The sequence below is a fragment of the Hydrogenophaga sp. Root209 genome (assembly GCF_001428625.1).
GTDB lineage: Bacteria > Pseudomonadota > Gammaproteobacteria > Burkholderiales > Burkholderiaceae_C > Hydrogenophaga.
Map to the genome: position 1 here is coordinate 233,565 of NZ_LMIE01000029.1, position 12,030 is coordinate 245,594.

The 12,030-nt window shown below is 65.7% G+C and carries 12 protein-coding genes and 1 tRNA gene; 4 read left to right on the forward strand and 9 right to left on the reverse strand.

Annotated features, from left to right (window positions below; translation table 11 throughout):
• Positions 1 to 231: 231 nt before the first annotated feature.
• Entirely contained in the window at positions 232 to 825 is a 594-nt protein-coding gene (locus tag ASE11_RS14605) for a LuxR C-terminal-related transcriptional regulator (RefSeq protein WP_082585758.1), read from the forward strand.
• 26 nt (positions 826 to 851) lie between these two features.
• Here the strand turns inward: ASE11_RS14605 and ASE11_RS14610 are convergent, their stop codons facing one another.
• The gene (locus tag ASE11_RS14610; protein WP_056272809.1) at positions 852 to 2,285 is read right to left on the reverse strand and encodes a sensor histidine kinase; all 1,434 of its coding nucleotides are present in this window, start codon (positions 2,283 to 2,285) and stop codon (positions 852 to 854) included.
• A 116-nt stretch (positions 2,286 to 2,401) separates the two neighbouring features.
• On the opposite strand from ASE11_RS14610, the gene ASE11_RS14615 reads away from it, so the two are divergent.
• A tRNA-Ser gene (locus ASE11_RS14615) sits at positions 2,402 to 2,489 on the forward strand.
• Between the two features lie 65 nt (positions 2,490 to 2,554).
• Here the strand turns inward: ASE11_RS14615 and serS are convergent.
• Genes serS through ASE11_RS14630 form a run of 3 tightly spaced genes read right to left on the reverse strand, consistent with a single transcriptional unit; the run spans position 2,555 to position 5,324 of the window.
• Positions 2,555 to 3,868 carry a serine--tRNA ligase gene (gene serS, locus ASE11_RS14620; RefSeq protein WP_056272812.1) on the reverse strand — a complete coding sequence of 438 codons (1,314 nt, stop codon included), beginning with the start codon at positions 3,866 to 3,868 and terminating at the stop codon, positions 2,555 to 2,557.
• 38 nt (positions 3,869 to 3,906) lie between these two features.
• Positions 3,907 to 4,878, reverse strand: a complete 972-nt coding sequence (ispH, locus tag ASE11_RS14625) for a 4-hydroxy-3-methylbut-2-enyl diphosphate reductase (protein ID WP_200959362.1) — start codon at positions 4,876 to 4,878, stop codon at positions 3,907 to 3,909.
• Complete coding sequence (locus ASE11_RS14630; protein ID WP_414842456.1) at positions 4,878 to 5,324, reverse strand: FKBP-type peptidyl-prolyl cis-trans isomerase; 447 nt, start codon at positions 5,322 to 5,324, stop codon at positions 4,878 to 4,880. The genes ispH and ASE11_RS14630 overlap by 1 nt, the downstream gene beginning before the upstream one ends.
• 114 nt (positions 5,325 to 5,438) lie before the next feature.
• Between ASE11_RS14630 and radC the strand changes: the two genes are divergently transcribed.
• Both radC and ASE11_RS14640 read left to right on the forward strand, forming a co-directional pair.
• Entirely contained in the window at positions 5,439 to 6,131 is a 693-nt protein-coding gene (radC, locus tag ASE11_RS14635) for a RadC family protein (RefSeq protein ID WP_056272823.1), read from the forward strand.
• A 61-nt stretch (positions 6,132 to 6,192) separates the two neighbouring features.
• A complete protein-coding gene (locus ASE11_RS14640) occupies positions 6,193 to 6,828 on the forward strand; it encodes a Smr/MutS family protein (protein ID WP_056272828.1) in 636 nt (211 codons plus the stop codon).
• Positions 6,829 to 6,867: 39 nt separating this feature from the next.
• Here the strand turns inward: ASE11_RS14640 and ASE11_RS14645 are convergent, their stop codons facing one another.
• The 5 genes from ASE11_RS14645 to ASE11_RS14665 all read right to left on the reverse strand — a co-directional run bounded on the left by ASE11_RS14645 (position 6,868) and on the right by ASE11_RS14665 (position 11,845).
• Positions 6,868 to 7,257: a nuclear transport factor 2 family protein gene (locus tag ASE11_RS14645; RefSeq protein WP_056272832.1), complete on the reverse strand. Its 390-nt coding sequence runs from the start codon at positions 7,255 to 7,257 to the stop codon at positions 6,868 to 6,870.
• 35 nt (positions 7,258 to 7,292) lie between these two features.
• Complete coding sequence (locus tag ASE11_RS14650) at positions 7,293 to 7,703, reverse strand: group II truncated hemoglobin (protein ID WP_056272835.1); 411 nt, start codon at positions 7,701 to 7,703, stop codon at positions 7,293 to 7,295.
• A complete protein-coding gene (locus tag ASE11_RS14655; protein ID WP_156406368.1) occupies positions 7,700 to 10,255 on the reverse strand; it encodes an ABC transporter permease in 2,556 nt (851 codons plus the stop codon). The genes ASE11_RS14650 and ASE11_RS14655 overlap by 4 nt, the downstream gene beginning before the upstream one ends.
• 34 nt (positions 10,256 to 10,289) lie before the next feature.
• Positions 10,290 to 10,922 carry a uracil phosphoribosyltransferase gene (gene upp / locus ASE11_RS14660; protein WP_056272841.1) on the reverse strand — a complete coding sequence of 211 codons (633 nt, stop codon included), beginning with the start codon at positions 10,920 to 10,922 and terminating at the stop codon, positions 10,290 to 10,292.
• A gap of 62 nt (positions 10,923 to 10,984) precedes the next feature.
• Entirely contained in the window at positions 10,985 to 11,845 is an 861-nt protein-coding gene (locus ASE11_RS14665; protein ID WP_056272848.1) for a formate dehydrogenase accessory sulfurtransferase FdhD, read from the reverse strand.
• Positions 11,846 to 12,030: the final 185 nt, after the last annotated feature.

The window sequence follows — 12,030 nt, forward strand, 5'->3', positions numbered from 1 at the left end:
CGGCAAAGATCCCCACTGACGGCCTCACCGGAGGGTGCCTGCTTTTGGCTAACATCCCGCTTCCCATGCGCGTACCATGTAGGGTATTCGATGGAAGCCCCATGACGCGCGACGCATATCGTGCAACAAGTCCCATCTCCGAACTGTTTTCGCCGGAGGCGGCTATCGCCAAAGGTTAAAGTTGCCGATATGCTCTTCGGTTGAAACCATTTATTACCAGCACAGCCCGATATGAGTATTTTTGTTATTGACGACCACCCGCTCATGCGTGAGGCCGTCGTCATGCTGCTTCGCCGCCTTCGGGCCTCGACCCAGGTGATTGAGCTTGAGCGGCTGGCGTCCGTGAGCAAGGCCATCGCCGAACACGGTGAGCCAGAGCTGGTCTGCCTCGACCTCAAACTGCCCGACACCAACGGCGTGTCCGGTGTGCGCGAAGTCCGCCAGATGTTGCCCGACACATCGCTGATCGTGCTGTCGGCTTCACCCTCATCCGATTACGAAGACCTGGCCCGCGAAGCCGGTGCCGACGCTTACGTGGAGAAGTCGGCCGGTGCGGCGCAGATCGCCAAGGTGCTGCGCGAATTCCTGACCGACGAGGTGGAAGACGAAAACGCTCCCACCATTCCTGACAAGCTTTCCAAACGCCAGAAACAGCTGCTGGTCATGCTGGACCGTGGCCTGAGCAACCGCGACATCGCGGAGCAACTGCAGATCAGTGAACACACCGTCAAGGTGCACTTGTGGCGCCTGTTCCGCCGGCTCAACGTCAAGAGCCGCTCGCAGGCCAGCCACCTCGCCCGCACGGCTGGTTTGCTGGACCTCTGATCCCGCAGCAGCGCAGCGGCCCGTGATCAGGCTGCGCTGCGCGCCACCACCGTGGGTTCGGGCAACCCGGTGGCTTCCTGCTGGGTAAACGCCGGCAGCATCACCCTGAAGACACTGCCCCGGTTGGCCTCCGAAGTCAGGGCCAGCTGGTAGCCCATCAGCGATGCCAGCTTGGACACGATCGTCAAACCCAGGCCCAGACTGTCCTCGGTGCCCTGGTGCTGGGACACGCGAAAGAACTCCTGGAAGATCGCCTGCTGGTGCTCGCGCGCAATGCCCACGCCTGTGTCCCAGACTTCAAACACCAGCATGTCCTCGCGCTGACGCAGCGCCAGCAACACGCCCCCTTGATGTGTGTGCCGCAGCGCGTTGGACACCAGGTTGCCCAGAATGCGGCGCAGCACCACGGGATCCGACCACAGCGTGGTGGGACGCGTGTGGGAACGCAGGCGCAGCGACTTGCCCACCGCCACCGGCTCGAACTGCAGCGACAGATCAGCGAACAGCTTCTCCACATCCACGTGCTGCAACCGCACCTTGTAGTTGCCTGCATCGATGCGCGTCAGGTCGAACAACGAATCAAACAACTCGTTGATGGCGCGCGTGGACTGCAGGATGCGCGGCGCGATGTCACGCGCCATCTCCGGCTCGGTGGCCAGCCAATCCGCATAGAGGCTGAGCGCATGCACCGGCTGGCGCAGGTCGTGGGCGGCAGAAGCCAGAAAGCGATTTTTGGTGGCCACCGCGCGCAACGAGGCGCGGGTCTGCAAGGTGAGCGAGTCGATCAGCTCCTGATTGGAAAACTGCAACTCAAAACTGGCACGGTGAACCTCGTGCATGCGTGTTCCTGTCATGAACAGCAAGCCCCAGAACGCCACCAGGAGAGCCATGAGGACCAGTCCGGTCTGCAGCGCCCCGGCCGGTTGGGGCAACACCACCATGACGACGACCAGGCTCAAGAGCACCGAGAGCATGAGTGCGTTGGCGTAAGTGCGGTAGACCGGCAGGTAGGCGCTGAAGGAGGTGAGCGTGAGCAGCCCCTGCCCCAGCACCACCAGCGCGCAAACGAACTGGGTGGCGATCGGTGCCTGCTGGTAACTCAACAGCACCGGCCCGCCCCACAGCAGGGCCACAGCGGCCCAGGTCCAGTGGTAGCGATTGATGAAGGTTATGCGTTGCGGCCCCTCCAGGCTGTCGTAGCGCAAGCGGTAGATACCGATCAGGCGGTAGCGGTAGACCAGCATCGCCAGCATCAGCGCGGTCCAGACCAGCAGGCCGACTGTGTTGACATCCCCTGCCATCATGTAGACGAGCAGTGGCAGCGAGAGCGTAGCCGCCACCAACGACGGGCCCATGTTGTCCATCAACACGCCGATGAGTTGCGAATTCACCCAATGGTCACGCACTTCCGGCGATGCCGGCACGTGTTGGTAAGTCGCGGGTTGGGTGTCGACGAGCATGGGTGGGTGGGATGCGGCAGTGGCGCATTGTCTCACCCGCCTCGGGCACCCGATACGCCGACATCTCGGCGTTGAGCGCCTGCTATACTCGCCGGTTCGCGATGTAGACCGACACCGGAGAGGTGGCAGAGTGGTCGAATGTACCTGACTCGAAATCAGGCGTACCGCAAGGTACCGTGGGTTCGAATCCCACCCTCTCCGCCAGACGTGAAAAAGCCACCGAACCCGGTGGCTTTTTGCTGGGCGAAGCTTTTCGCTTCAAGCCGTTTTCATGTCGGATTCAGGCGCTCCAGCCCACCCATGTAGGGACGCAGCACCTCGGGCACCGTCACGCTGCCATCGGCGTTCTGGAAGTTCTCCAGCACCGCCACCAGCGCACGCCCCACGGCCAGACCTGAACCGTTGAGGGTGTGCACGAGTTCGTTCTTGCCCTGCGCATTTTTGAAGCGAGCTTGCAAGCGCCGGGCCTGGAAGGCCTCGCAGTTGGACACCGAGCTGATCTCGCGGTAGGTGCCTTGCGCGGGTACCCACACTTCCAGGTCGTGCGTGCGGGTGGCGCCAAAGCCCATGTCGCCGGTGCATAGCGCGAGCACGCGGTAGGGCAGGCCCAGCTTCTGCAGCACAGCTTCGGCGTGGCCAGTCATGGCCTCCAGGGCCTCGTAGCTTTTGTCGGGATGCACGATCTGCACCATCTCGACCTTGTCGAACTGGTGCTGGCGAATCATGCCGCGTGTGTCGCGCCCGGCGCTGCCGGCCTCCGACCGGAAGCACGGGGTGTGCGCCGTCAGCTTGATCGGTAACTCGATCTCGGCAACCACGGTGTCGCGCACAGTGTTGGTCAGCGTTACTTCGCTCGTGGGGATCAGGTACAGCGCCTGCGTGTCGGGCACGGCCTCGCCTTCCTGGCCGCCCTTTTTCACCGCGAACAGGTCGGCTTCGAACTTGGGCAACTGGCCGGTGCCGCGCAGGGTGTCGGCGTTCACGATGTAGGGCGTGTAGCACTCGGTGTAGCCGTGCTCCTGGGTCTGCACGTCGAGCATGAATGCGCTGAGCGCACGGTGCAGTCGCGCGAGCGGGCCGCGCATGAAGGTGAAGCGCGAGCCGGCGAGTTTGGTGCCGGTTTCGAAATCGAGTCCAAGCGGGGCACCCACGTCCACATGGTCGCGCACCGGGAAGTCGAACACACGCGGTGTGCCCCAGCGGCGCAGTTCAACATTGCCGCGCTCGTCGCTGCCCACGGGCACACTCTCGTGCGGCAGATTGGGCACCGCCTGCAGCAGGTTGTGCAGTTCGGCTTGAATCACCTCAAGCCGCGAGGCAGACGCATCCAGCTCGGTCTTGAGGGCGCCCACCTGCGCCATCACGGCATCGGCGCTTTCCCCCTTGGCTTTGAGTTGACCGATCTGTTTGGAGAGGGTGTTGCGCTGGCTTTGCAGCTCTTCAGTGCGGGTCTGCAGCGTCTTGCGCTCCGTCTCCAGGGCCTGGTAGGCGGGCACATCCAGAAACGGCTGTGGGCTCTTGCGCGTTTCAAGCCGCGCCACGACCCCGGGGAGGTCTTTTCTCAGTTGAACGATGTCTAGCATGCGGCGATTGTAGGTTTGGGGAAGCAGTGCCCCGGCGCTCAGCGCAGGTGCTGCAGGGGCGCGGCGTCTTCGTCGTCCATCTTCAGGCCTTTGGGCAGCGGGAACTTGATGGTCTCGGTCAGGCCGTCCATGGTGCGCACGGAGATGGCGCCCAGCGCCTTGATGCGCTCAATCACCTGGCGCACCAGGATCTCGGGCGCCGAGGCGCCGGCGGTGAGACCCACACGACTCTTGCCTTCGAACCACTCGGCACGCAGCTCATCGGCGCTGTCGACCATGTGGCTGACCGTGCCCAGTTTGAGCGCGACTTCGCGCAGGCGGTTGCTGTTGGAGCTGGTGGGGCTGCCCACCACGATCACGATGTCCACCTGCGGGCTCAGCAGCTTGACCGCGTCCTGCCTGTTCTGCGTGGCGTAGCAGATGTCCTGCTGCTTGGGTTCGCGCACCTGCGGAAAGCGCGCCTTAACGGCCTTGAGAATCTCGGCCGCGTCGTCCACCGACAGCGTGGTTTGCGTCACCACGGCAAGCTTGGCCGTCTGCGTGGGCGACACGCGCGACACATCGGCCACATCTTCCACCAGATGGATGCCGCTCTCCAACTGGCCCATCGTGCCCTCCACCTCGGGGTGTCCTTTGTGGCCGATCATGATGAACTCGAAACCTTCGCGGTGCAGCTTGGCCACCTCGACGTGCACCTTGGTCACCAGCGGGCAGGTGGCATCAAAGATGTGGAAGCCGCGCTGCTTCGCTTCGTCCTGGATCGCCTTGCTCACGCCGTGGGCCGAAAACACCAGCGTGGCGCCGGCCGGCACGTCGGCCAGTTCCTCGATGAAGACCGCACCTTTGGCCTTGAGGTCGTTGACCACATAGGTGTTGTGCACGATCTCGTGGCGCACATAGATCGGTCGGCCGAACTTGGCGAGCGCACGCTCGACGATCTCGATGGCGCGGTCCACACCGGCACAGAAGCCGCGCGGCTCGGCGAGAACGATTTCCTGGGACATCGGCATCAGAGCACCCCGATCAGTTGCACTTCGAAGCTCACCGGCTGCCCGGCCAGCGGGTGGTTGAAATCGAACAGCACCGCACCATCTTCGCGCACCTGCAGCACAGCGCCCGCATAGGTGCCCAGCCCATCGGGCGTGGGGAACTGCACCACATCGCCGGCCACGTACCGTTCGTGCGGGTCTCCCAGCTCGCTCAGCAGCTTACGCGCTACCCACTGCACCATCTCGGGCTGGCGATCGCCAAAGGCCTCGCCTGCGGCCAGCTCGATGATGGTGCGGGTGCCCTCGTCCAGACCCATCAGCCGCTGCTCGATGGCTGGCGAGAGCTCGCCGGTTCCCAGGCTCAGCGTGGCGGGTTTGCCGGCAAAGGTGTCGATGATCACCTGCCCCTGCGGACCCGACATGCGGTAGTGCAGGGTGAGGAAAGAGCCGTCTTGGACTTGGGGCATGGGCGGGTGGGAAAGCATGGGCAGGAGTGTGGCGCAAGCGGCCGAAAACCGGGGCGCTGGCGGTGGGGTGAAGCCTGTATTGTAAAAAGCGGACTGAAACAGGGAGAAAAAACGATGGATGGCCTTCTTGCAGTCGGGCTGAAAAGCCTGCCGAACGACGCGCGACCGCGCGAAAAGCTGCTGGCACGCGGACCTTCCGCGCTCAGCGACGTGGAACTGCTGGCGCTGCTGCTGCGCACCGGCATCCGAGGCAAACACGTGGTGCAGCTCGCTCAGGAGCTGCTGGAACACTTTGGCGGCATGGCCGGACTGCTGCACACCAGCGCCGATGCGCTGAGACAGGTCAAGGGCCTGGGCCCGGCCAAACGCGCCGAGGTGCTGGCGGTGCTCGAACTCGCCCGCCGCGCGCTCACCCAGCGTCTGCAGGAGAAGACGCTGATGGAGAACCCCCAGGCGGTGCGCGAGTACCTGCAACTGCAGCTCGGCGGTCGCCAGCACGAGGTGTTTGCGGTGATGTTCCTCGACTCCCAGAACCGGCTGGTTGCGCTTGAAGAATTGTTTCGCGGCACCCTCACCCAGACCAGCGTGTACCCCAGAGAAGTGGTGCTGCGCGCCCTTCACCACCACGCCGCTGCCGTGGTGCTGGCGCACAACCACCCCAGCGGCACCGCCCTGCCCTCGCGCGCAGACGAAGCCCTCACCGCAACCCTCAAGTCGGCGCTGGCGCTGGTGGACGTGCGCGTGCTGGACCACTTCATCGTGACCCGCAACCACGCCGCGTCCATGGCCGAAATGGGCTTGATCTGACGCTGCAGGGTTGATCTTGCGCCCGCAGCGCAGGGCGCGACCGCTCCGTCACAATCGCGCCATGAAAGTCAACACGCTGGCCGATCTGAAGGCGCTCAAACGCGCCATGGCAGAGCGTGCGGCGGCCGAAGCCGTTCAGCGCGAAGCCGCGCGCCAGGCCGGGCTGCGGCGCGAACGCGAGCACCGCCTGTTCGCCAGCGCCGTGGGTCCGGTTCAATCCATCGCCAACCCCGGCCGCATCGAGCGGCGCCCGGTGCCGGTGGAGCCGCTGCCCGTGCAACGCCAGCTTGACGAGGCCTCGGTGATGCGAGAGGCGCTGTCCGACGAGTTCGACATCGAGACCCTGCTGCACACCGACGAGATGCTGAGCTTCCGCCGCCCGGGCCTCGGGCCGGACGTGATGCGCAAGCTTCGCGAGGGCAGCTGGAGCATCCAGCGCCAGATCGACCTGCACGGCCTGCGCACGGACGAAGCCCGCGAAGCCCTGGGCCGCTTCATCCGCGAAGCCCACCAGCAAGGCCTGCGCTGCGTGCGCGTGGTGCACGGCAAAGGCCTGGGTTCCCCCGGGCGCATGCCGGTGCTCAAGAACCGCGTGTTGCGCTGGCTGGTGCAGAAGAACGAGGTGATGGCGTTCGTGCAGGCGCGGCCAGCCGACGGTGGGGCTGGGGCGCTGGTGGTGTTGTTGCGCTCGGGATGAAGGCGGCCTCGGGCCCGAGCCCCGTTGACCACTTCAAACTCAGGATGGCGAGCGGCTTTTCCGGTAGGAGTTCTTCAGGAGAATCTTGCCGCCTCGAAGCGTGAACAGATCACAACCGTGAACCTCAACGCGCGAGCCATCCGCCCGCGTGCCCAGAAACGTCCATTCCGATACGCCCCGGTCCCCGTGGACAAAATGGCGCGCATGGGCCCATTGGGCGTCCGGGAACACTGCCCAGACCTTGGCGAAGGCAGCTCGCACGGCTTCACTGCCGACGTAGCGGGTGCCGCAGGCATCCGCACCGGCCGACGATTCGAAGACGCAATCCTCTGTCATGAACGACATGAGGGCGTCGACATCGTGCCGATTCCACGCCGCGGCAAACGCCTCGAGAAACTCCGTGGTCACTTCAGGTATGGCCGTTTGCATGTCGCACCCCGTTGGTTGATTGAAAGTACCGGCTCTCACCCCGGCGAATTCCGCATCCAATCCGCGGTCTGGAAAAAGCTGGTCTTCAACCGCTCGCGCAGCACCGCGTCCACGCCCGTCTCGCCCATCGCCTGGTCCATGCAGGCCAGCCACTGGTCGCGCTCCTGCACGCCGATGGAAAACGGCATGTGGCGCATGCGCAGGCGCGGGTGGCCGAACTGTTCGGTGTAGTGCTGCGGGCCGCCGAGCCAGCCGCAGAGGAACCAGAAGAGTTTTTGCCGCGCATCGGCCAGCGTGTTGCCATGGGCGGCGCGCAGTTCCCGGTAGCCGGGCTCGATGTCCATGAGGTCGTAGAAGCGGTCGACCAAGGCGCGCACCTTGTCTTCGCCGCCGATCCATTCGAAGGGAGTCGCGAAGGGCTTGGGTTCTTGCAGGGGCGTGTTCATTCGGTGGCCCTGCGCAAGGTTTCCACCACGGGCGTGCGCAACACGCTGCGCAGACCCCACCAGCCCGCCACCAGGGCCAGCACGGCGCCGGCCAGCGCGCCGCCCAGCGGCACCCAGGGCGAAGCGGTCCAGGAAAACTGGAACACGTAGCGAGCGAGCGCCCAGCCCACTACCACGGCGACCGTGGAAGCGAGGAAACCGGCCAGCAAACCCACGCCCAGCAGTTCGATGCGCTGCACCTGGCGCAGCAGGCGCGAGCCCGCGCCCACCGCGCGCAGGATGGCGAATTCGCGCTCGCGTTCGCCGCGCGTGGCGGTGATGGCGGCCAGCAGCACCACCAGGCCGGCGGCCAGCGTGAAGGCGAACAGGAATTCCACCGCGCTGATGACCTGGCCGAGCACGCGCTGCACCTGCGCGATGGTCTGGCTCATGTCGACGTTGGTGATGTTGGGAAACTGGCGCACCAGCGTGTTGTCGAAGCTGGCGCCAGCAGCGCTCGCACCATCGGGCGCGCGGAAGGCGCTGATGAAGCTCACGGGCACGTTGGGCACATCGGTCACCGGAAACACCACGAAGAAGTTGACCCGCATGGAGCCCCAGTCCACCTTGCGCAGGCTGGTGATGCGGCCTTCAGTCACCTGGCCGGCGATGTCGAAACCCAGTCGGTCACCGAGCTTGAGGCCCAGCGTTTCAGCCAGGCCCTCTTCCACGCTCAGGGCGTCGGCTTCGCCGTTGGTCCAGCGCCCTTGCACCACCGGGTTGTGGTCGGGCAGTGTGGCGGTGTTGGAGAGATTGAACTCGCGGTCGACCAGGCGGGCGGCCCTGTCGTCGGTGTAGTCCTCGGGTCTGACCGCCGCGCCGTTGATGCTGACCAGGCGGCCCCGGATCATGGGATACCAGTCGAAACGCTCCACCCCGGCGGTGCGCAGCGCTTGCTGGAATTCCGCGCCCTGCTCGGGCTGCACGTTGATGACGAAGCGGTTGGGGGCGTCGGGCGGGGTGGCGTTGCGCCAGCTGGCAATGAGGTCGGTGCGCAGCAGCACCAGCAGCACCAGCGCGAGCAACCCGACCGAGAGCGCGCTGATCTGCACCACCGCGTAGGCCGGGCGGGCCGAGAGCTGGCGCGTGGCCATCACCAGCGCGCGAGGTGCAGTGGCTTCGTTCACGCTGGCACGCAGCAGGCGCACGGCGGCAAAGCTGGCGGCGGCGAACAGCAACACGGCGGCCGCGAAGCCGCCCACCGCGATGCTGCCCAGCACCAGATCGCGGCTGGCGGCCAGCAGCAATGCGGCAAAACCGGCCATGCCGAGGGCCAGCACGGCCAGCGTGGCGGGCTTGAGCTGGCCCACGTCGCGGCGGATCACACGCAGCGGCGGCACTTTGGCCAGCTGCAGCACCGGGGGCAGGCCAAAAGCCATCATGAGCGTGAGGCCCATGCCCAGGCCGAGCAGCACAGGCGTGATGCCGGGCGGCGGCAGGCTGGCCTCGACCAGGCCCGCGAGCAGCACCACGAACACGTGGTGCACCGCATAACCGATCGCCACACCGAGCGCGCTGGCAAACAGGCCGACGAGCGCGAATTCGAGCGTGTAGGCGCGCGCCATGGTGCCTTGGGACAGACCCAGCACGCGCAGCATGGCGCAGTCGTCCAGGTGCCGCTGGGCGAAGCCGCGCGCTGCAATGGCCACTGCCACGGCGCACAGCAACGCGGCGAGCAGTGCCACGAGGTTGAGAAATTTTTCGGCGCGCTCCAGCGTCTGCTGCATCTCGGGGCGCCCGCCTTCGAGCGACTCCAGCCGGATGCCGCGCAGGCCGGACTGGGCGATCTCGGCCTGAGCCCACTGGTTGAAACGGGCCACGCGGGCTTCGTCGCCCACCACGGCCAGGCGGTAGGTGAGCCGGCTGGCGGGCTGCACCAGGCCGGTGGCGGGCAGGTCGGCGTTGTTGATCATCACGCGTGGCGCAAAGCTCATGAAGCCAGCACCCCGGTCGGGTTCCACCACGATGACGCGGGCGATGGTGAGCGCCGAGTCTCCCAGCAGCAGCGGCTGGCCCATCTGCAGGTTCAAGGACACGAGCAGCGCGGCGTCGACCCAGGCGGTGCCGGGGGCGGGAATCTCGCGCGTGGGCGCATCGGCGGCGGTGGGTGTCTCGGCCACGCGCAGGCTGCCGCGCAGCGGGTAGCCCTCGCCCACGGCCTTCAAAGCCACCAGGCGGGCGGCGCCACCCTCTTCATCGCGCGCGCGGCCCATGGTGGGGAAGCCCAGCGTCTGCGCCACGGTCAGGCCCAGTTCGCGCGCTTGCTGCTGGAAGGCCGGTGGTGGCGTGTTGTCGCTGCTGATCACCACGTCGCCCCCGATGAGAGCGCGTGCATCACGCACCAGGCCGCCCTGCAGCCGGTCGGCAAAAAAGCCCACCGCCGACAAGGCAGCGACCGCGAGCGTGACGGCCAGCATCAGCAAGCGCAGCTCACCGGCGCGCCAGTCGCGGGTCAGGGAAGACCAGCCCAGGGTCCAGAAGCGGATGGGCAGGGAGGTGGTGGGCTGGGTCATGGTGTGCGGTTGGAGGGCACGGGACCTTGCGGGTTCACTTCGTTCCAAAAATTCGGTCGCCCGCATCGCCCAAGCCAGGCACGATGTACCCGTGTTCGTTCAGGCCCCGGTCCACCGCCGGGGTGTAGATCGGCACATCGGGGTGTGCGTCGTGGAATGTCTTGATGCCTTCCGGGCAGGTCACCAGGCACACAAAACGGATCGAGCGCGGGCCGGTCTTCTTGAGCCGGTCCACCGCGGCCACGGCCGAGTTGCCGGTGGCGAGCATGGGGTCGAGCACGATCACGTCGCGCTCGTGCATGTCCTGCGGCATCTTGAAGTAGTACTCCACCGCCTTGAGCGTGGCCGGGTCGCGGTACAGACCGATGTGGCCCACGCGCGCGCCGGGGATCACCTGCAGCATGCCGTCAAGAAAACCGTTGCCCGCGCGCAGGATGGAAGCCAGCACCACCTTCTTGCCGTCGATCACGCGCGAGGTCATCTTCTCCAGCGGGGTCTCGATCTCGATCTCCTGCATCGGCATGTCGCGCGTGATTTCGTAGGCCAGCAGCGCGCTGAGTTCGTGCACCAGCTCGCGAAAGCTCTTGGTGCTGGTGTCCTTGCGGCGCATCAGCGTGAGCTTGTGCTGCACCAGGGGGTGGTCAATGACGTGGACGTCTCGGCTCATGGGGAATTTCTCGGCAAAAAAGTGAACCGAGTTTATGCCCGATCGCCCGGGCCGGCGCCGCGTCAGGACGGGCTGGCGGCGCGCTCGCGGGCCATGGGCGTGGCAGGAGGCACCGCGTCGAGCACCAGGCGCTCGGGGTGCGTGTAGCACAGGAAGTGCTTGTTGGTGGCCCGACCGACGGCGCACAGGCCCACGCGCTGCGCCACGTCCAGCCCCATCTGCGTGATGCCGCTGCGCGAAACCACCACCGCCACACCCATCTGGGCTGACTTGATGACCATCTCGCTCGTCAAACGGCCGGTGGTGTAAAAAATCTTGTCGCCCGCAGGCAAGCTGGTTTGAAGCGGGATCCAGCCGGCGATGGTGTCCACGGCGTTGTGGCGGCCCACATCTTCAACGAAAAGTTGAAGCTCTTCGCCCAGAAACAGCGCACACGCGTGCACCGAACCCGCCGACTTGTAGGTGCTTTCCTTCAGCCGGATCGCATTGACGATGCCATACAGCTGCGACTGGCGCAGCACCATGGATTCGGGCAGGCGGATGCTGTCGATCTCGTCCATGAGGTTGCCGAACACGCTGCCCTGGCCGCAGCCGGTGGTGACCACACGTTTGGAGGTGCGCTCTTCGATGTGGTCGATGCCATGCCGCGTCTTGACGGACGCGGCGCCCACCTCCCAGTCCACCGTGACGGATTCGATGTCCTCCACCGAGGCGATCAAACGCTGGTTGAGCAAGTAGCCCAGCACCAGCCACTCGGGTTGCGCGCCCAGCGTCATCAAGGTCACCAGCTCGCGCTTGTCCACATAAACGGTTAGGTCGCGCTCGGCGGGTATGAAGATCGTCTCGCGCTCACCAAACTGGTTCATGACCTCGACTTCGCGGGTCAGTGGCGCACGGGCCTGGGTGAGATGGGGCAAAGGCATGGCGGCAGACTACAACAAATTCGAAGACGACAAAGTCAAAGGGCCGGCACCCGAAGGCGCGGCCCTTTCAAGCGATTGCAGACAGAAGCGGGCAGCGCCGCCACCGTTCACTTGGCCGGTGTGGTCACCGCGGCGGGCACCTTGCCGCTGGGCGGGCTGGACGCCGTGGCTGTGGGCGAATGGGC